The 21,367-nt window shown below is 72.5% G+C and carries 6 protein-coding genes and 2 pseudogenes; all 8 read left to right on the top strand.

Features of this window, described 5'->3' with window-relative positions:
• Positions 1 to 1,124 (top strand): annotated as a pseudogene (locus tag ACFVV1_RS25560) (hypothetical protein); the annotation flags it as partial.
• Positions 1,125 to 1,312: 188 nt separating this feature from the next.
• The gene (locus tag ACFVV1_RS25555) at positions 1,313 to 1,768 is read left to right on the top strand and encodes a YbaB/EbfC family nucleoid-associated protein (protein ID WP_389993362.1); all 456 of its coding nucleotides are present in this window, start codon (positions 1,313 to 1,315) and stop codon (positions 1,766 to 1,768) included.
• A gap of 2 nt (positions 1,769 to 1,770) precedes the next feature.
• Entirely contained in the window at positions 1,771 to 2,142 is a 372-nt protein-coding gene (locus ACFVV1_RS25550) for a hypothetical protein (RefSeq protein WP_389993359.1), read from the top strand.
• An 81-nt stretch (positions 2,143 to 2,223) separates the two neighbouring features.
• A complete protein-coding gene (locus ACFVV1_RS25545; protein ID WP_389993356.1) occupies positions 2,224 to 16,536 on the top strand; it encodes a hypothetical protein in 14,313 nt (4,770 codons plus the stop codon).
• 124 nt (positions 16,537 to 16,660) lie between these two features.
• Complete coding sequence (locus tag ACFVV1_RS25540) at positions 16,661 to 17,419, top strand: IS6 family transposase (RefSeq protein ID WP_389993353.1); 759 nt, start codon at positions 16,661 to 16,663, stop codon at positions 17,417 to 17,419.
• 303 nt (positions 17,420 to 17,722) lie between these two features.
• Complete coding sequence (locus ACFVV1_RS25535) at positions 17,723 to 18,400, top strand: HdeD family acid-resistance protein (RefSeq protein ID WP_351254214.1); 678 nt, start codon at positions 17,723 to 17,725, stop codon at positions 18,398 to 18,400.
• Positions 18,401 to 19,410: 1,010 nt separating this feature from the next.
• Positions 19,411 to 19,638: pseudogene (locus tag ACFVV1_RS25530) on the top strand (transposase); the annotation flags it as partial.
• A 255-nt stretch (positions 19,639 to 19,893) separates the two neighbouring features.
• On the top strand, positions 19,894 to 21,081 hold the full coding sequence (locus tag ACFVV1_RS25525) for an acetyl-CoA carboxylase biotin carboxylase subunit family protein (RefSeq protein WP_389993351.1): 1,188 nt from the start codon (positions 19,894 to 19,896) through the stop codon (positions 21,079 to 21,081).
• The last annotated feature ends 286 nt before the right edge of the window (positions 21,082 to 21,367 follow it).

Raw genomic sequence — 21,367 nt, 5'->3', positions numbered from 1 at the left:
CGACCGGTCAGGCCACCTCCACCGACCCTGACGGCCACACCACCACCGAGAACCTCGGCAACCTGAACGGCCGGAACGGGCTCGGGGACCTCGGCAACAACAACTCCGACCTGCCCACCGAATCCATCGGTGACCTGGGCGACCTCGGGAATCTCAACGACCGGCCCGGCCTGGAGACCCCGACCGGCGGGCACACCTCGCTCGTGAACGACGACTTCACCACCATGTACCCGGACGGCAGCAAGGCCGTCTTCGACCCGGACAGCGGGCTGGTCACCACCACCCGCCCGGACGGCTCCACCGTGACCACCGACCTCACCCACGGGGCGAAGACGAACAACCCGGACGGCTCCACCACCGTCCTGGACAACGGCCGGCTGACCACCACCTTCCCGGACGGCACAACCCAGGTCATCGACCCGGACACCGGCGTCGCCACCGTCACCGACCCGCAGGGCAAGGTTGAGACGGTGGACCTGAACGACCTCAACTCGCGCAGTGGCGTCGACGGACGGGACATTCTCGGCGGTCTCGGCGGTCTCAACGAGACCGGCGGCGACGGCACCACCAGCCGGGACGTGCGGTTCTCCGAGCTGGGCGTCGGTGGTGGACAGGTGAGCGCCGGGGCCCCCGGCGGCGGCCTCTCCGGGGCGGGCTCCTTCTCCCCGGACGGCGTCGGCGCCGTCGCCCCGCTCTCCGACGGCGCCGCCGGCAGCGCGGGTACCCCGCTCGCTCCCGCCGCCGGAGCCGGCACCCCCGCCGCCCCGGGCATGCCCGGCAGCCCCGGCATGCCCGGCAGCCCCGGCATGCCGATGGGCGGCGGTATGGGCGGCATGGGCGCGGGCGGCGAGAAGGGCAACGGCGAGCGCGTGCGCGCCGTCCTCGTCGACGCGGCGGAGGAAAGTGAGCGCCGCAACCGTCGCCGGCGTAGCCCGTGGAACCGCCAGGAGGACAGCGACACCTTCCTGGCCCCGGCCTCCCGGGTGGCGACCACCGGCGGCGACTCCCCCGAGGAGGACGCGGAGCCGCGCCGCAGGTCCACCAGTTCCGCCGACTACCTGGAGGAGGACGCGGACGTGTGGGGCACCGAGGAGGGCGGCACCCCGGCCGTCATCGGCCGGTGAACACCGCGCAGGTCCGGTGCACCGCCGCGCGGAGACGAACCCCACCCGCCCCCGGCTTCCGCGGCGGGGCCTTCACCAGGCAAGATCAGTACAGCAGTTGACGGACCGGAGACCAGGACCGGACGCGCTGACCGGACGTAAGGGCGTCCGGACGTACGGAGAGACCGACGGAGAAGGAGGGAGCGAGCGTGACGGAACCGCTGGAGAAGCGCCTGGAGAAGGCCATGGCCGAACTGCAGGCGGCCCAGGAGGCGGTCGCGCGCACCGAGCGCGAGCTGCGGACGGCGTCGTTCGCGGCGCTTTCCTCCGACCGCGCGGTCCGTGCCACCGCGGGTCCGCAGGGTGAGCTGAGCGGGATCGAGTTCCTGGAGAACAAGTACCGCGACATGTCCCCGCAGGAGTTGGCCGCCAGTGTCCTGGAGGCGGCGAACGCTGCGCGCCTGAAGATGAACCGGCACGTGATGAAGGCGATGGCGCCCTTCGCTGAGCCCAGCAGCGACGTGCCGGAGCTGAAGGGCTTCGAGCTGGACTGGGAGCGCATCTTCGGTCCCGAGGTGCTGCGCGAGGACGACGAGGAAACCGCACGTGGTGGTCAGGCCACCCCTGCCTGGCGGGACGCGCTCGGCGATGAGGGGGAGGACTGACGATGGGACAGCGGTACTACGTAGACCCGCATCGTATCGAGGCTCTGGCGCGGCAGCTGGAGGAGATCGGCTCCTTGACCAGGAGCATGACCGAGGAGTTCCTCGACGAGTTGGCATTCACGGTCGAGTGGCCCGGCACGGAGGGCGAGTTCGCGGAGACGGCCAAGCCGCAGGAGCAGAAGGAACGGCAGACCACCCAGGACACCATGATGTCCATCCGTGACGCGCTGATGGGCATCACCGACGCCACGGTCAGCCAGGTCAGGATGATGAAGGACACCCGCGACCGCAACATCGACCAGATCGAGCAGCGCAACAACCGCATCAACACCGACGGACTCGACGCCGGCCCGGGCGGGCATGGCCGCCGCTGACCTCCGCGCCGTTGGCCGCTCCCGTACCACGCCGGGAGCGGCTGCTCCGTCCTGTCCGCGCGGGTTCCAGGACGGCCCCCGGTGAGCATCCAGGTATCGCCCGAGGTCAACGCCATGATCTTCATCCTCACCGGGGAGAGGCTCATGGACGCCGACGAGGACCTCGCCTACGAAAGCCGCTTGCCCTACTCCAGCCTGGGCCGCAAGCTCGACAGTCTGTCCTCGCTGATCGACAAGTCAATCCACGACATCGGCGAGTCCATGCCGGACGACCTCGCCAAGTCATATGCCAAGGCGATGGGCATGCTCATCGACGACGGCGGCAAGAACTACCTGCGCGACTTCGCCGGGCAGCTCGACAAGATCGCCGCGGGCCGACGCAAGACCTCCATGGTCATCATGGAGTCCAAGTGGCAGGTCATCGCCGAGATCATCCGGCTGCTCATCGAGATCGCCATCTACCTGGCGGTGTCCTTCTTCACCGGCGGTGCCACGGCCAGCCAGATCATGATGGCCAAGCTGCGCAGCCGGTTCTTCATCCTCACCACGCTCAGCCACCTGCTCGAGCGGCTGCATCTGGAGCCCTCGCTGACCGCGGCGTTCGAAGAGGCGTTCACCACCTTCGCGGTGCGGCTGGCGATGATGAACTTCGCCCCGGACAGCCGCCGCCCCGACGGCTTCGACTGGAACGACATCCTCAAGTCCGCCGCGTTCGGCGCCGCGGCGGGCTTCCTCACCAGCGTCTTCGACAGCTTCGCGAAGAGCATCGTCAGGAGCTTCGACAGCAAGTTCCTCAAGAACGGCCCGGACCTCAATTTCAAGAACAACCCCGATCTGCGGAACAAACCGAACCTCGACCTCACGAACAACGGCCCGAACCCCAGGCCGAACCCCGACCCCACCCCGCACGGGAACGGCCCCAACCTCTCGAACAACCTGCCGGTCACCTTCCGGAACAACCCGCTCTCCTTCCGGAACAACCCCGACCTATGGCGGAACAACCGGATCCTGCGCAACAACGCCGACCGACCTGGTGCGCTGGCTGGGCACTACGGGCTGAAGGGGGCGGCCGACTTCCTCGCCTCCGGCGCCGGCGAGGCGCTCGGGGAGATCCTGATCAACGGCGCCTTCGACGGCAACTGGTCCACCAGCTGGTCCACTTTCGTCGGTGCGGGCATCAGCAACCATGTCCAGGCCACGCTCACCGCCACCGCCCTCAACAGCGGAGCCGAACTGCGCCACGTCATCGACAAGCTGCGCAACCAGCCGCCCACCGTCTCCGGTGGCGACTCCGGCACGCGGGACTCCGACGCTTCCTCGCGCTCCGGCGACGGCCCCGATCGCACCGACGGTCCCTCGCATACGGACACCACGGGCGGCGACGGCCCCGCGCTCACCTCGGCCCCGCCGGTCATCCGGCAGACCACCGGACAGGGGGACGTCACCGGCAGCCAGTCGCCCCCGCCCCACTTCTCCGAGAGCTCGCCGCCGTACACGACCCTGGACCCGCCGCCGTACTCACCGGGCCGGCTGCCTGTGACCGCCGCCGGGAACGAGCTCTGGCAGCAGGTCCACCACGGCCCCACCGAGGTCCGCGAGCAGGCGCTGCGTGACCTCGCCGCCCTGCGCGGCGCCCAGCCGCCCGGCAGCGCCGAGATCGGTGTCCGCGACAGCCTGCACGGCAACTTGTCGCAGCTGCCCGAGGTCCGGGTGGTGCCCGCTGGGAGCAGCCCCGCCGCCCAGGTCGACACGGACGAGGTCCGCCGCGCCCTAGGCGGCTTCGGCAACCAGGTCACGGTGGACACCCCGATCACAGTGGACACCGCGGTCAGGGTGGACAGCCCGACCACGATGGGCACCCCGGGCACCTCCGGCAACAGCCCCGTCACGACCACGGTCGACTCCGCTGCACGTCCCGCCGGGGACAACGCCGACGCGGTGGTGGACCACGGCCCGGACGCACGGTTCGACGACACAGTCGACCGGCAGGGTGCCGCGCCCGGGGCGTCCCCGGAGAACGCGGCCGTGGACGTGCCGGCGAACTCGGCTGTGACGTCCCAGGAGAACAACGTCCAGGAGTCTTCGGAGAGCAACGTCCAGGGGTCTTCGGAGAGCAACGTCCAGGATTCCTCGGTAGAGGTGGCCGGGCAGAACGACCGTACGGCTACGGTGCCGGGCCAAGGGGACGGCGCTCCTGTCGCCACGGGCGGGCCCATCACCTCCGCCACGCCCGGCAGCGGCGTCCGGCCGGGTGGCGTCCCCACCGCCGGAGGCGGCCCGGCTCCCTCCGCCACTTCGCCGCAGGGCACCCGGACCCCGAACGGCGCAGCCGCGGTGGACGGCTCGCCGACCGCGACCGACGACTCCCCGCAGACCACCTCCTCTCCTGAGGCCGTCGACCCGATCGGGACCGACGTCACGCCGGACTCCGGAGAGAGCGTCCCTGCCCCGGCCGTCGATACCACCACCGCTCCGCCGAAGGTGAGCACCATCGGTTCGTTCGCCGACACCGCCGACACCGGCGACGTACGCGATGTCAGCGGTACAGCCGACGTGGATTCCGGCTCCACTCGCGCCGGAATCCCCGAGTTCACCCAGGCACCGCCGCTGACGATCGTGGTCTCGGCGGTCCCGCCGCCGGGGGAGGGGTCGCCGGAGGCGGCCGAGCTGCTGGACGGGGCCGGGACCGACCGGGCCGTGGTGCTCGGGCCGGCGATCGCGCCGGACGGGGCGGGGCGCCCAGTACGCGCCGCGGTCGAGCTGACCCGCGAGGGGTCGGGCGCCCCGGTCCGGGTCCGCCCGCTCACCGGCCCGACGCCCGCCGCCGCGACGGCGGACGGCACCACGGACACCGCGTTCCCCGGCGCGGACGTACTGCTGCCGCTCGCCGACGCCCTCGGCCCGATGCCCCTTCCCGCCACCCAGAGCACCGCGACGACCGACAGCGCCCCGGTCGTCACCTCCTCGGCCACGCCCCCGACGGTGCTCCCGGAGAAGACAACCCCCGTACACAGCAACGGAGCCGTCCCTGACTCCACGGCCACCACCGCGCCCGCCCCGGCCAAGCTCGCCACCCTGTCGCGCCCCTGGAGCGAGACGGCCACCGACCTGTACCTGGAGCTGGGTGAAGGCGACAGCGGCACCGATGGGATCGGCGGACAGACCCCCGGCCTCGGCACAGGCCTTGGCACAGGCCTCGGCACCGGAAACGCAGGCACGCCGCCCCCGCCCGCTCCGACCACGCCGGAAACGTCCCCTGCGACGCCCGTCGCACTTCCCCCGCCGCTGGCCCGGATCGTCGTACGCCGTGCTGTGGACGGCGGTGTCACCGACGGCGGTGGAAACGGGTCTCGGCGGCCCGCGAGCGAGCCGGCCATTGTCACCCTGGACGGCCTCACGGTGCCCCTCACCCAGGTGCGGCGCCTGGTGCCGGACGCGACGGTGCAGCCCCCGCCGGGCCGTGCCGTCCAGACGTTGACCATCTCGCAGAGCCCGGCCGAGGACGGTACGGCACGCGACGCGGGGCGCCGGGCGCTGCTCGGCCAGGACGCCTTCCGCGGCGTACGCACCGTGTCCACCCCCGCCTCCTCCTCCGCCCCCGAGTCCCCCGCCTCCTCCTCCTCCGCCGCCGCCTCCTCCGCCTCCTCCGCCTCCTCCGCTTCGTCCCCGCGACCGCGGACGGACTCCGTTGCGGGGACCGAAGCGGAGCCGCCCGCCCGCCGTACCGTGTTCACCGGTCCGCCGGTCCCGCTCCCCGGTGCGGGCGCCGAACGGGGCGCCGACTACTTCGTGGGACACGGCACTCTCCGTACCGTGACGCTCGGCACCAACGACTCGGCGCGGCCCAGCGTGAAGGTCAGCGGTGTACAGCTTGGTGAGGTGCTCAAGTCGTGGGCGGCGGACGGCGATCAGGACCGGCCGCTGGTGCTGTTCTCCTGCGAGACCGGACGGCAGCCGGAGATCGCGGGCCTGCCGGTGGCGCAGCATGTGGCGAACCGGACCGGGCGGCCGGTGTACGCGCCGACCACCGAGGTGGGCACGGCCCGCGACCGGGACGGCGATGTCCGCCCGGTGCTCACCGAGGGCGCGGACGGGCCGGGGCGGTGGCGGTTGTTCACCCCGGAGCCCACCGGCGGGGACCTGGACCGGTCGGCGCGCGATGCCGGTCTGCACGCGGGCCCCGGCCCGGCTGACGCGTTCGCCCGCGCCCGCACCCTCCAGCAGATCCGTACGCTGCGCGACGCTCTTGGCCCGGACGCCGAACAGCGTCCGGAGAACCGGGAGTTGCTCGCCGGGCTCGCCTACGTGGACGGTCTGCGCTGGCTGGGCGCGGACAGCGCGGCCCGTTACGGCGACGGCCGCATGACCCCGGACCTGCTGCGCCGCATGGTCACCGACTGGCATACCGCCACCGGCGCCACGACCGGTGGCCCGGCGGCCGGTCCTGCTGCCGACCCGCCCGCCGGTCCCACTCCCGAGCAGTACACCGCGTTCCTGCGCGCGGCGGCCGGGTTGCGGGCCGGTGCCGGGCGCGGCACCACGCTCGACGAGCTGCTGCCCCCGCCGCCGCCCGGCCTGTCTCCGACCACGCCCGTCTCGCAGGAGGACGTGCGAGGACTCTCCTACGCGCCCTCGGCGCACGTCGCCTGGTCGCTGTCGAGCGCACCGCTGCCGCTGTCCGAGCTGGCCCTCAGCTCCGAGGACACCGCCGGACTCGCCCGCCGCAGGCCTGATCTGGCGCCTGCGCCGAGCCGCCCGGAGAGCCTCACCGAAAGCCTGTCCGTGCTCAGCAAGGGTGACCCGAGGTCCGGCCCGGCGGACACCGTGCACGTGGACGGCCTGGCCTTCCGCCGACTGGGCACCCCGGGCGACGGAAACTGCCTCTTCCGGGCGCTGCTCGACAGCGCGCGCAACCAGGAGGTTCCGCCTGCGTGGGCCGTGCGGAACGTCGCCGGGCTGCGCGGCCTGCTGCGCGACCGGATCACCGGGTCCGAACTGGCCGCCGCGGCGGCCGAGGCGACCCCGGACCCGGTGCTCGCCGTGGTCGACGACCTCCGGATGCGCGCCATCGCCGGGGTGCGGGATCCGGACGAGCAGAGCCGGATCACCCAGCGCTGGAACCGGATCGCGCATGCGGTCGTCACCGACGGCGACCCCGGCCGGTGGCGGCGGATCCTCGGAGACAGTGGTTACCCGCACCTCGCCGACGTGGCGCCCACCCCCGCCGACGCGAGGCGGCTCGGCACGGATGGGCTGATCGCCGCGGCGGCCGAGCTCACCGGGCTGTGGGCCTCCCCCTTCGCCGACCTCCTCCCGGAGGCGCTGGCGCATACCCTCGACCTCGACCTGCGGCTCGTCCAGCCCGACCCGCAGTCACCGGGGAACACCTTCGTCACCACCCTTCACCCGGGCGGCCGGGGCGGCGCCCTGCACCTTGCCTACAACGGCACCGACCACTACGACGCCCTCGTCCCGGCCTCGGCCCCGCTCACCTCCGAACCGGCCCCGGATACCACTCCGGCCCCTGCCGGCACTTTGGTCCCGGCCCCCACTTTGGTCCCGGCCCCCACTTTGGTCCCGGCCCCCACTTTGGTCCCGGCTGTCACTTCGGACCCGGCCCCCACTTCGGTCCCGGCTGTCACTTCGGACCCGGCCACCCAGGACCCGGACAGCTCCGACCCCTTCGGGGAGTGGCTGCGCGGCATGGGCGGGATCACCGACCTCGACGGTCCAGGCACTGAGACCCCCGACCCGGGCGACCCTGTACCGCTGGAGACCCAGCTCGACCGGTACCGCCCGGCACGGCTGCTGACCGGCCAGGATGCCCGGCCGCCTGGCCCGGCACCGCGCACCGTCACCTTCGAGGACGGCAGCCGGCTGCCCACCGTCCTGATCAGCCCGGACGCCGATCCGCGCGACGGGAGCCCGGGCACCCGCACGGACGGGACCCCGCAGTCCCCGCTGAGCGGGCTCTTCACCGGCCTCGGCGCCATCACCCTGCGCTCGCCCGAGCAGGTGGCCCAGGAGATCCTCGGCCGGCTGCCGAAGAAGCTGCGCGCCCAGTTCGACGAGGCGGAGTTGCTGCGCCTGCTGACCGACCAGCCCGGCGCCTTCACCGCCCCGCGCGGCGCCCGTTTCGTGGGCCGGGAGAAGTCCGGGGTCGGCCACGAGATGACGGTCGAGGCCGTCCCGTACCACCGCTGGGAGCGCTTCTCCGACGTGAACGGCGGCACCGTCCGGCTGGACACCATGCGGCGCGGCCAGGCCGGTACGGGCGGTGGGCGCAGCGTCGGTGTCGGGCGCCGGATCGCCGGCGGGCTGAGTATGGGCCCGCCGCTCAACTGGCTGCTGAAGATCGGCGTCTCACTGGGCTGGAGCCGCAGGACCGACTACACCCTGGGCACGCAGGCGTACAACCAGTCCGAGTACCGGGCCTTGGACGGCTCGCACCTGCATCTGGACGACGTCCACTACCGGGTGCGGGTGGACCGCGTCACTGAGGCACCGGACACCACGGGCCAGGACACCCGGCCCGACTCGCCCGCGCCTGTCCCCCGCTGGCTGCGCAGCCTGGTGCACACCGCGGAGTTCGCCGTGCGGGACGGGCTGAGCTGGCGGCTGCCGGACGACCTCACCGTGCCCTTCGGGGGACCCCGGCGAGCGCCCGGGACGCTCACCTTCCCGGACGGGCTCGAGCCACGGGTCACCGACACCACCGGACTGCATCTGACGGATCCGCCGGAGGACTTGGCGCTCGCCATCTCCGGGGCGCGTCCCGGAAGTTCGGCGCACCGCACGCTGGTCTCCTACGTCCGGCCGGGGCGGCTCCTCGCCCTGTTCGGGCGGTTCTCCGGGTCGGTCAGCGGACCTGAGCTGACCCGTGGCAGCGGTCAGCACCCGCTGGGGCACCTGATCGTGGAGCGGTCGATTCCGCACCGGGCCACCCTGGTCACCGAGTCGGTCAAGTCGGAGTTGCGCGACCTCACCCAGACCACCTATCAGAACCAGCGCGGCCACGTCCGCGACACCCGCCTCGGCGTCCAGATCACCGCCGGGCCGAACTACGTCTTCGTCGGCGCGGAGACGGACGTACGTCTCCAGGGCGGCCCGATGGTCCGCGCGGACGTCAGCACCGGGCGGGGCCACTACCTCGGCACCGACGCGGCCCGCAAGACCACCGGTCGCGTCCGCAACCACCCGGTGGCGCTCTACCGGGTCGAGCGCACCCTGATGGTGCGCAAGGCCGGCGAGCCGCCGTCCGCGGCCCGCCCGGTCCGGGTGGTCAGCCTGGACTGGATCTCCACCCAGGACGCGCGCCGGCTCGCGGGCTGGGACAGCCGTACGCCCGGACAGGCGGGCCCGAACCCGGACGCCGAGCCGCCGGTGCCGTGGTACCTCACCCGGGAGGACCCGGTGCACCTGAGCGGCCAGGTCCGCGCCGAGGGCTTCCGCCCTGCCCGCCCGCAGAACCCACTACCGAGCCTGAATCAGGACCAGGACCAGGACCAGGACCAGAACCAGGACCAGAATCAGGACCAGGACCAGGACCAGGACCAGGAGAACCAGTCCGGGAGCCAGGTGCTGCCGCCCGCGCAGAGTTCGACGCGGCCGGACACCCAGGCTCGGACCCCGGCGCAGCACCAGAACCAGCAGCCTCGTACCCAGCAGGACCAGAACGGGGAACCCGCCCCCCAGGACCCCATGCGGGCCTTCGCCGACAACGTCCTGGACACCCTCCACCGTTCGTACCCGTCGCTGTTCGTCCCGCCGCTGATGCTGCGGCACCCGCGACTGGCCAGGTTCTGGTACGGCGACGGGCGGTTGCGGACCGCGCTGCACAACGACCGCCAGGTGCGCGAGGCGCTGAACCGGCCCAGCCTCGCGCAGAGCCTGGACGACCTGACCACCACCGGGGTACCGGTCGCCCTCACCGAGGACGGCAAGGTGCACCGCGGCCACCACACCCTGATCCTGCGGGCGCGGCTCACCGACCGGCGGTTCGAGACCACCATGAGTGAACGCTCGCTGCGAAACGCGGTGATCGGCACCGAGGTCTCCGGCCAGGGGCAGCAGGCGTCCACCACCCTCTCCGGCGGGCTCGAGGTGGGCATCTCGGCGCGTGACCACGACAAGGTGCCCGAGGTCGAGTTGCCGCGCCGGACCGGCAACGTGTCCCTCGGCGCCCGTTACGCGAAGACGGACCAGAAGGCCACCCGGAGCACGGTCGCGGTCTCCCACGACCACCTGATGTTCCAGAACGGCGCCGACCTGTACAGCTACCAGGTGGAGCTGGGCGCCTCCTTCGAGGGCCACCGCCGCCCGCGCGGCTGGGCCCGGCTCGCCACGGTGGGGCTGCTGGGCGCGGGCGTCTTCGTCAGCAAGATCGAGGAGCGTCCGCTGTTCAGCCAGGGCAGCGAGACCGTGGGCCGGGTGGAGCTGGCCGTGCCCGCCGCGCACAGCTCCGAACGCCACGCCCCCACCGACCCTCCGCCCACCGACCCTCCGCCCACCGACCCTCGGCCCACCGACCCTCCGCCCACCGCCCTTCCGTCAGTCGGTCCGGCAGCGCCGGCGCCCGCGGCCGTACCGCAGCGGCTCTCCTCCGTCGAGGCGGACCAGCTCCTCGACGGCACCCGCCCGCTGCCCAGGGAGGACTCGCCCGACCGGCGGCTCACCCGCATGCTGCTGAGCGCCCCGCACGTGGTACTCAGCACGGAGGGCGGCGGGCAGCGCCAGCAGCTCATGCAGGACACCGCCGACCGTGCCTCGGGCACCTCCTGGCATGTCAGCGCACCCGGCGCCCCGGTGCGCACCGCGCTGCGCCGCGCGATGGCGAACCTCAGCGTGGCCGGGCAACTCGGCCAGTACCTGGGCCCGTTCGGCTCCCGCGTCACCGGACTGAACGGCGCTGGACCGTTCCGGACCCACTACCTGAAGGCCGCGGTCCGCGGCGAGCTGCACAACCTACGGGTCAAGAGCGACCCCAAGCCGGCCAGCCTCGAGACCACCATCGGCAACGAGCACCGCGTCATGGGCAACGCGAGCACGGTCTCACGCACGACCCTCGGCCTCCAGGGCGCCTACATGCCGCTCCAGCAGGCCCGGGGCCACCAGGCGGTGGTCGGCTCCTACTCGACCGCCCTCCAGTACGCCTGGGGCAAGGGCCGCAGCGTCTCGCAGACCCTCACCCGCGGACACAACACCACCCTCAGCTACGCCGGGCGGATGTACCTGGTGGTCGCCGACGCCGCCGAGACCGTCGCGGTGCGGGACCGCTGGACGGCCGCGATGGGCACGGTGGGCACCCGCGCCGGGGACCGGATCAGCTCCGTGGCCGGGCGGCTCTCCGGGCGCCTCGCCCGCGGCCTCACACCGCGCCGGGCCGCCGCCGCGCTCCAGTGCATCCGCGACGCGGTGATGTTCCACCTGCCGATGCAGGACGTCATCGAGGCAGGGCTTGCCCCAGACGGCCTGGACACCACCACCCCGCGCAACCTCGGCGGCGGCTACCGGGTGCCCGCATTCCTGCGCGGCCGCCGCTTCCCCACCCACCCCAGCGGCCAGCTCGACGCCAGCCGTGCGGCGCACCAGCTGATGGGGCGGCTGGAGAAGATCGGAGTGCCCTCGCACGACCGGGAGCAGGTCCTCCAGCACCTCTCCCCGGACTTCCTCCGCGCCCACCTGCACGAGCTGACGACCGACGGGATGACCCTGCCGGTCCGCTATCGCGCCTGGTCCAGCCCGCACCACCTGCCGGTCGGCGGCAGCCCCGGGCAGGTCCGGTTCAAGCTGACCCCGGTCACCACCACGGTGGCCAGGCTGCGCACCGGCTACGAACTGGAGGACTACCGCACCACCGCACGCGACGACGCCGACGGCACCTCGCAGGACCGCGGCGCCGACGCGACGCTCAGCGCCGCCGAGCGCGCAGTGAGCAGCGGCATCCTCACCGCCAACCCCTCGCTCCAGGGAACCGCGGCCAAGCAGCGGTCGAGCGTCCGGACCGAGACCACCGGCAGCACCTCGTTGCCGAACATCGCCACCACCCAGGCGCACGCCGAGATTGTCACCAGCTACACGCTGACCGTCACCATGACGGACGCGACCGGCGAACCGCTCGCCCCTCGTGCAGTCGCCCCGGTCGGCAGCCTCAACGAGATCCTTCCGGCCGGCCTGCTCACCCCGGACGGCGACGGCGCCGACGGCGCGCTTACCGAGCAGGACGTGCCGGAACCGGAGCGCGCCGTGCGGATGCTGACCGCCGCCCAGGCACGCCCGGAGGGCATCTCCGCTTGGCGAACCTCCGACACCGACGGCAGCGCCGACCCGGACGTCCTGCCCTTCGATGACCGGATCGGCTCTGGCATACTCGCCGTGGACATCCGCGGCGCGGCCAACGTGCGGGACGCCCTGACCCTCGCCACCGCCCGCGCAGACGGCCTCGGCGACAGCGACCTTGGCAAGCGGCATACCGGCAAGGTCCTCGGTGAACGCGTGCGCATGGCCCGCCTCACCCCGCTCACCGGCCTCGGTACCGCCCCCGCCCAGGCCCAGCACGAGGCCACCGCGCAGGGCGGTCTGACCTCCGGCTTCCGCGAGGCGCTCAGCGCGAACGGCTCGCCGCTGCCCACCCAGGCCTCCGCCCAGCTCTTCGGCCAGTCCCACACCGCCGACTCCCGCCTCTACGCGAAGATGCACCGCCGCGGCGCCCGGCTGCTCGCCGTGGAGAACAAGCCGCGCATGGAGGCCATGCAGCGGCGGAAGACCTCCGACGGGCTGGAGGCTGGCACCACCGACAACATCGAGGGCGCGGTGGGCACCGCCCCGCTGGCCGGCACCAGCGACGACGCGGGGGTGATCAACCCGGGTGCCACGGTCCCGATCGGCGGCGCGAACGACGGCACCGCGCTCAAGGGAACCGCTGACACCACCCTCGGCACCCACATCAAGGTCGTGACTGACCGCAGCATGCTCTTCGCAGTGCCGGTGAGCTGGCTGTCGGTGGCCGAGGTGGACCACCGGGTCACCGACAGCCGCCCGCTCCGCGCGCTCGGCAAGGCCAAGCGCGGCCCGCGCGCCGCCGAAACCGAGACCACCGCCCTGGTCTGGCTGCGCGAGGACATCGCCCGCGACTACGGTCTCCTGGACGACACCGCGTTCCCCGACGAGGTCCGCGCGGCATGGGACGACCTGGCCAAGGCGGCGGGCGACCTCGCTACGGCCGACAAGCGCTACTACGACGCCCGGGCACGGGCCCGGGAGACATGGCTCGACCTGAGCTCGGAGGAGCAGACCGCGCTCGGCGACGGCCATCCCGACCGGCCGACCGTCCTGCCGCGGTCCGTGGCCCAGTCCCCGGCCGTCGCCGCCTGGCAGGCCGCCCGCGAGGAGGTCCGCCGCTGGCAGGGGCACATCGACGCTGCCGCCGCGGATCACCACCGGCTGCACCTCGCCGCCTCCCGCCTCACCGCCCACCACCAGGGTTCGGCCTCGGTTCCCGTGCCGGACCGGCCGCAGGAGTACGCCGAGCCGGGATGGCGCTCCGAGGCGCCCGAGCCGTACGAGATCACCGACGGCCCCGGCTCCGCCCCGCGCACCCTCACCTCGCCGGACGGCGCCACGGTGCGCGAGGTGCACGACATGCCGCACGACGGTGCCTCGTTCTTCCACGCGCTGCTCACCGCCGCCGAGGTCCGGGGCCGGCTGCCCCACCTGCTCGGGACCGACCTCGCCGGCCGGGTCGCCGGGGCCCCCGGCGACCCGGCGGTCACCGCCGAGGCCGTCGGCACCGCCCGCGACCGCCTCGCCTGGGCGCTGGGCGAGGACGGCAACGAGGACCTGCTCGACGCCCTTGCCCTGGACGCCGCGGACACCTTCACCCAGGACGAACTCGACGCCGCGGGAGTGGAGTTCACCCCCGCGCAGCAGGCCGAGTTCGACGCCTTCGGCCGTCTCCCGCAGACCTTCTGGCCGACTCCCGCGCAGCGGGTGGCGCTTGCCACCGCGGCCCTGTATCGCCCGTTCGTGAGCGAGCCGCGGCAGGACGGCACGGAGCACCCGGACGGCGAACCGGCCCCGCCCGAGCGCCGCGCGGGCGACCACGGCGGCGCCGACCTGCTGCCCGCCCTCGCCGCCCGGGTCCTCGGCACCCCGCTGACCGTGGTGACCGGTGAGGGCCGCGATCAGCTGTTCCTCCCGCACAGCGTCGATCCGGCCGCCGTCGATCCGTCCGCCGACCCGGTGCTGTTCTGCGCCGACGGCTTCTTCCACGCCGCCCTCCCGCCGGGCACCCCGGCCCCGGTCACCGCCGCGCTGCTGGCCCCGACGACTGCCGGGACCTCCGGCACGGGCACCGGGCACACCATGGCCGAGCAGCCTGCCAAGCCGCCCGCGCACCGCAGCCACACCACCGCGCCCTGGCTGCCGCCCGCCGACAGCAGTGGCCCCCGCTACCGCCTCGACCGTGACGGCGTCCTCACCGCACCCGACGGCGCCACCTACACCCAGGGCGCACCCGCCAGCCGTGGCAACAGCTTCTTCGGCGCGCTCTCCGCGGCCTTGCGCCAGGCCGCAAAGCAGCCTGGACTGGCACGCCGGGAGGCGGCACGGCTGCGCAACCGCGCCTGGGAGCCGGCTGCCCGGCTGATGCGGCTGAACGGCCTGCCGGGCGACCCGGCCGAGCGGGATTCGCTGTTCGCGCCCCCGCCCCTCGTATCGCCTCGCGGCGCTCCCACTCCGAGCGCGGACTCCCTGGAAAGCCATCTGCGCGACCTCGCCGAGGCCCCCTGGGGCCCCGGGGCCGACCGGGCGGTCGCCGAGTGGGCCGCCGCCGCGACCGGTACCACCGTCACCCTGATCGAGGAGAACGGCACCGCCCACACCTACCCCGGTCCCGCCGGCGAGAGCGGCCCGCACATCCGGCTCCGCCGCCGCGGCGGCGACTTCGTCCCGTTGGTCCCGCGCACTCCGGCGACCGGTCCGGAAACGCCGGCAACCGGTCCGGAAACGCAGTCCACGCTGAAGAAGGGGCCGCAGACCGACAGCACCGAGCAGAACATCCCGACGACGCACGTCACGTCCTCTACCGGTACCGTCCCGCCGGTCCCCGAGCACGCGCCGCCGGCCCCGCCCCTGCCGGAGCAGGACCCGGCCTCCGTCCCGCTGCCCCCGTCCCCGACCGCCGACGACGTGCCGGGCCTCCCGGCCGAGGAGGAGGCGTACGAGCTGAGCACGCCGTCAGGCGCCGAAGCCGAGCGCCAGGGCGGCCGGCCGCGGCCCGCGCAGTCCGAGGCCGTCGCGCTGGCGCGGTTCCGGTTCACCGACGACACCAGCGACTCCGACAGCGAGGACGGCACCCCGGACACCGCGCACGCCTCCCCGCCCGCCGGAGCCCGCGTCGCCGGCACCGCCGCCGAGACCGTCGACGAGGCCGCCACCGCGGACCTCGATGCCGCCTGGGACGCGCACGCACGCGCGCTGACCGCGCTCGGCGAGGCCGCCGCCGAAGCCGCGACGACGGAGCGGGTCAGCGGTGACGAGACGGTGGTGGCGGACGCCTGGACCGGGGTCGACGAGGCGCGCGGCCGACTTGAGGACGCCGAGGCGCGGCTGTGGGCCCTGGGTGTCGCTCCGGACGCGCTGGGCGCGGCGCGGGGTACCGGTGAGAGCGCCGCTAGCGGCCGGGGCGACGACTCCGACGCCGGTGACGCGGCCCCGGTCGTCCCGAGGGACGCCGCTGAACGCCGTTGGATCGCGCGGCGGTTGCTCGATGGCGACCTGCCGCCGGCCCCGCCGCCGCCCGCCGAGGAAGAGACCGTCGGCCCGCAGGAACTGGAGGCCGCGGGCATCACGCTCTCCGTCGGCCGGCGGACCGAGATGGCGCTGCGCGGCGACAACCGTTTGCCCGCGGGCGCGCTGTCGCCGCTGGAGCTGGTCCGGGTACGGATGGCGGGGCACGGCGCATGGTCGGACACCATGGACACAGTGGCCGCGAACGCGTCGCGGCGGCTGTGGGCGCGGGCGTACGCCGACTTCGCGGGCGCGGCACCAGAGGGCACGGGCGAGACCGACACCACCCGTGCCTGGGACGCCGCCGTCTCCCTGGTGCTGCTGGCAGAGCCGCACGCGGCTCTCGCCGACTCCCGGAACGCCGGTGACGGCTTCCGCGACGCGGTGCGCCGGGTCGCCGACCACCTGCTGGGCGCGGGGACCGGCACCGGGGCCGCACCGGCGTCCGCCGCGGAGCTGGCCGACACCCTCCGCTCCGGTCTGGGCCTGCGGCAGCGCTGGACCACGCCCGCCCCGGACACCAGGGAAGCCGCCGGGTCCGGCGCGGAGACGGTGCCAGTGGCGCAGTCGGGGACCGACGCCGACATGCCCGACCTCGACATGTAGATCCTGGACGTCCTCGACCCGGACGGCAGCGGCTTCGGCGACTTCGACATGTCGGCCTGGGACGACATCGACCTCGGCGGCTTCGACTTCGAACGGCGTTGTCACGTTGGCTGACCGGCGTGGGATGATCTTCGTGGAGGTCTTATCGGGGAGGGGACTGCTCGTGTCGTCCGTGTCGCCGTCGTACCGGGGGCACCGGTACCCCGTCGAGATCATCTCCCACTGCGTGTGGCTGTACCACCGGTTCCCGCTGTCGTTCCGGGAGGTCGAGGAACTGATGCTCGAGCGCGGCGTGGTCGTCTCCTACGAAACCGTCCGGCGGTGGTGCCTGAAGTTCGGTCAGGCCTACGCCAACGCGCTGCGTCGCCGGCGTCCCCGTCCCGGCGACAAATGGCACCTGGACGAGGGCTTCATCAAGATCAACGGTGAGCTGAAGTACCTGTGGCGCGCGGTGGACCAGGACGGCAACGTGCTTGACATCCTCGTGCAGAACAGACGCGGCAAGGCCGCGGCCAGGCGTTTCTTCCGCAAACTCCTCAAGAAGACCCGCTCGGTGCCGCGGGTGGTGGTCACGGACAAGCTCCGCAGTTACGGGGCCGCCCACCGCGAGGTGATGCCTTCCGTCGAGCACCGCCCCCACAAGGGCCTCAACAACCGGGCCGAGAACTCCCACCAGCCGACCCGGCAACGAGAACGCGCCATGAAGGGCTTCCGCAGCGTCGGCGGAGCCCAACGGTTCCTGTCCGCGTTCAGCGACATCTCACCCCACTTCCGACCCCGACGCCACCTGATGACCGCCACCAACCACCGCGCCGAAATGACCGTCCGCTTCGCGATCTGGGAGCAGATCACCGGCACCGCCGGCCTGCCCGCCACGGCCTGAGCACGGAGCCGGAACCGACCCCAGCACGCCCCGACGCCCCGCCAAGCGCCAACACCCTCGACAACGTGACAACGCCTCCTCATGGGCTTCAGCGATGCAGCCCTCGACTGGAGGGGGCTCCCCGGGAGGCACGAGGTGGCCGGCCGTGCTTCGCCGCACGCCTGCGGGTTCCCGGCTGACGGGAACCGGTCAGGCACGGCCCGCGGTTCACCGGGCCCCGTGCGGCGCGGTCCGTGCCTCCGCCGTCAGCCGGGTGGACCGGCAAAGGTCGCGGGGCGCCCGTGCCCGGTACAAGCATGGATCATGACCGACGCATCGAGCAGCTCCCCCCGGGGACCGGAATACGACGACCGCCACGCCCGTGCCGCGGGTGACGTGCACGCGCCGAAACCGCACCCGGGCTACATGGAGCCACCCTTCGAGGGGTTCCTGCACCGCCTCTCCCGCACCGCCTGGCAGGTCGTCCTGATCACCGGCATCGCCTCCCTGGTCCTTGGGATCGTGATCCTGGCCTGGCCGGGCCCGTCCCTGCTCGTCGCCGGGATCCTCTTCGGCATCTACCTCATTCTCAGCGGCGCGCTCCAACTGGCGGCCGCCTTCGGCACGCACAGGGCGACCTCGCTGCGTGTCCTGGCCTTCATCAGCGGCGCCCTGTCGATCCTTCTGGGCCTGTTCTGCTTCCGGGGCAGGTTGGAGTCGATCCTGCTGCTCGCGTTGTGGATCGGCATCGGCTGGCTGATCCGCGGGATCACCCATACTCTGGCCGCCGTTCACGACCCCACCATGCCCGCGCGCGGCTGGCAGGCCATCCTCGGCGTCGTCACCTTCATCGCGGGGATCGTGCTGATCACCTCGCCGTTCACCTCAATCGCCGTGCTCACCCTGGTCGCCGGCTGGTGGCTGGTAGTGGTCGGCATCGTCGAGTGCGTAACGGCGCTCCGGCTCCATGGCCGTGCACAGCGGATCCCGCGCACGGCATGAACCCCGTGCAGTGCGTCAACTTCGTGCCGCACAGGTATCCCGAGAGGGCGGCTTTCGAGGTCGACACGCTGAACGGCGCGTGTGTCGCCGGCGGATGCCCCCTTGTGAGCCCAACCCCACGGCACCCACGCACCGCTCGTCGGTATGCCTGGCTGCGGGTGCTTCTGGCGCTCGTCGCGCTGCTGCTCGCGGCCGGTGCGCACGCGGAGGCGGTGGAGGGCGAGTCCGCCGCGGTGCCCACGGCTCAGGCGTGCGACGCGGAGTACGACGCGCCCGCCACGGCACTTCGCCGGGCCTTCCGGGACACCGCACCCTCGTACTGCTGCGGCCGCGGTCGTCCACCCATGACTCCGCTGTGCGGGACCCCTGGTCGAGTCCGGCCGCCCAGGGCGCCGGGGTGCGCAGCAGCTCGGCCACGGCCTGGGCCGACGTCGTACGGCCGCCGGTAGATGCGCCGTCCACGGACCGCGCAGTACCGGCGACCAGCACCAGCTCGCCGCCGAGGCCGGCGGAGACGTGGCGGATGTCGATGACGCGATCCGTGTCGGCAGGGAAGCGGCCGCAGTCACCGCCGACCACGGCCCCGACCGAGCGGGCTGCCTGATCAACCTGGGCGTCGCCCTGCGGATGAGGTTCGAGCACGCCGGGCGGCAAGCAGATCTCGACGAAGCGGTGTCCGTGTACGCAAGGGCGTGGGAGTCCGGTTCGGCAGCGCCTTCCGTGCGGATGCGCGCGGCTCGGGCGGCGGCCCGGCTGCTGGCGCTGTCGGAGGCCGGACGCGCACGGGCGGCGGACCTTTTGGAGGCGGCGGTGCGGCTGCTGCCCGAGGTGGCGTCACGTCAGTTGGCTTGTGGTGACCAGCAGTACGCGCTCGGCGGTTTCCCTGGTCTGGCCGGTGATGCCGCCGCTCTGGTCCTCGCCGACCCCAGGAGGAAACAACAGGAGCGCGCGGACCAGGCGTTGCGGTTGCTGGAGGCGGGGCGCTCGTGGCCTCGCGCCGCGGCACGGACCTCGACTCCCGGATCAAGCAGGTACGCGTGGCCGGTCTGCCCGAACTGGACGCCTTCCTCAACGGCCTCGACCAGGATCATGACGCCGCCGTCGCCGGGCTCACCCTTCCCTGCAGCAACGGCCCCACCGAGGGCGTCAACACCAAGACCAAGACCAAGATGACCAAACGGCAGATGTACGGCAGGGCAGGCTTCAGCCTCCTCCGTCACCGCATCCTCTTGACATAGCCTCCCGCACCGTCACCACCGAAAGTGCGACAGAGTCGTTCATTTGACAGACCCGTTTCCGGCGTGCCGGGCACGGCCAAGGAATCAGGGCTTCCTGTTGTGGGCATTCACGATTCTCCTGTGATTCATATCACAAGGTGTGATCGACTGGGTCTGTGCAATGATTCACCGGTGCCGGGAAAGATCCGGCTGCGTCACGATGAAATCGCAATAACTTCTCCCTAACTCGGCAAGTCGTAACACTGGAGACGACGCATGCCCACGATGGTGGTTATTGGATATCGGGATGATCTCGACGAGGCGTTACGGCGTCGGGGTGTAGATCCCTTCTACATCGTTCCGACTCCGGTCATCTCGCCGGAGAAGGTGACATTTCGCCGCGTCGCCGACATGGAGAACGTCCAGGAAGTTCTCCGCTCGGTGCTCTCCGCTCAGGCGGGCGATCTGGCAGGAGTGCTCAGCGTCCATGAGATGGGTGTATTCACGGCGGCCTGCCTGCGTGGGCAATTGAACCTTCCGGGGAACGCGGATTCACGTAAGGTCCTCAACTTCCGGGACAAGTACCTCCAGAAGAGTCTGCTGCCGCCGGAGGTGCGGCGCGCACGGTGCCGGTATCTGCCCGTGGGCACGCCCTACGAGGAGTCGGCCGCCGAGCTGGGCACCCCTTTCGTCGTCAAGCCGGCCACCGGGGCGGGCGCCCTGCGCACCAGTGTCGTCAGCTCGCCCGAGGAGTACACCCGGGCGCTTGAGCCGTTCTCCGGGCGCTCGGACGTCGAGGTCGTCGCCGAGTCGTTCGTCGACGCGCCCGAGGTCTACCTCGACGGCATCTGGAAGCACGGCGCGCTCCAGTGGTCGTCTCTGAGCAGCAATCACATCTCCCCGCTCAGCGCGGTACAGGGCGGCGTTCTGGCCGCGCATGTGCTCGACCGACAACGATGTCCGGACCTCTTCGAACAGGCGGAGGCCATGGCCCGCCGGGTGCTCGCCACCCTGGAGGCGCCCGACTGTGTCTTCCATATGGAGGCGTTCCATCAGCCCGGCGGGCTGACGTTCGGCGAATGCGCCGTCCGGCTGCCGGGAGCCCTGTCGCCCCGGGTCAATCAACTGACCTACGGCGTCGACCTCCTCGACATCGAGATCGCCCTCGCCCTCGGGGAAGCGCCCGAGCCGCCGTACGGCCACCGGGCACCGGACCGCTTCCACGGATATCTGCTCCTGCGTCACCCGCGCGACGGCACGCTGACGCAGCAGGACTTCGAGCGTGCCTTCTCTTTCGACGAGCTGCACTACCCGTCCGCTCCCGACGCGCCGGTCGGTCCTTACGGCCGCGTCGGTCACGCCGTCGTGTCCGACGCGGACGAGTCGAGGCTCAGGTACACGATCGACGAGATTGCATGCTTCAACGAGACAGGCGGCGCCCGCAGCGGCTTGTCGCTCGCATGACGGCGGCCCGGCCGGATCCGGCCCCGGGCGCGGCGCATCGTACGCCGGTGCCCTACGGGTCATTGGCCGCTGCAAGTACAGGGCGTCGCAACACCGGCTCGGCGAATATCTTCCGGCACGCGGAAACAGCAGTTCGCGAAGTAAGTAATTGCAAGAACTCTCATTGTGGCCCATATCGCACGATCCGCGGCCATGTGGCTGTGTAATGGCGCATCGGATGCCAGGGGGTGGATCCCGCCACTCATCGCGATGTAACACGACAGTAATTCGTCATTTCGGCAGTGGT

Source organism: Streptomyces sp. NPDC058092 (assembly GCF_042884935.1).
GTDB lineage: Bacteria > Actinomycetota > Actinomycetes > Streptomycetales > Streptomycetaceae > Streptomyces.
This window is presented reverse-complemented; position numbering and strand designations above follow the sequence as displayed.

Excerpts from the sequence above, each read along its gene's own strand:
- ACFVV1_RS25550 (WP_389993359.1), top strand. The coding sequence starts at position 1,771 with ATGGGACAGCGGTACTACGTAGACCCGCATCGTATCGAGGCTCTGGCG.
- ACFVV1_RS25540 (WP_389993353.1), top strand. The coding sequence starts at position 16,661 with ATGATCTTCGTGGAGGTCTTATCGGGGAGGGGACTGCTCGTGTCGTCC.
- ACFVV1_RS25535 (WP_351254214.1), top strand. The coding sequence starts at position 17,723 with ATGACCGACGCATCGAGCAGCTCCCCCCGGGGACCGGAATACGACGAC.
- ACFVV1_RS25525 (WP_389993351.1), top strand. The coding sequence starts at position 19,894 with ATGCCCACGATGGTGGTTATTGGATATCGGGATGATCTCGACGAGGCG.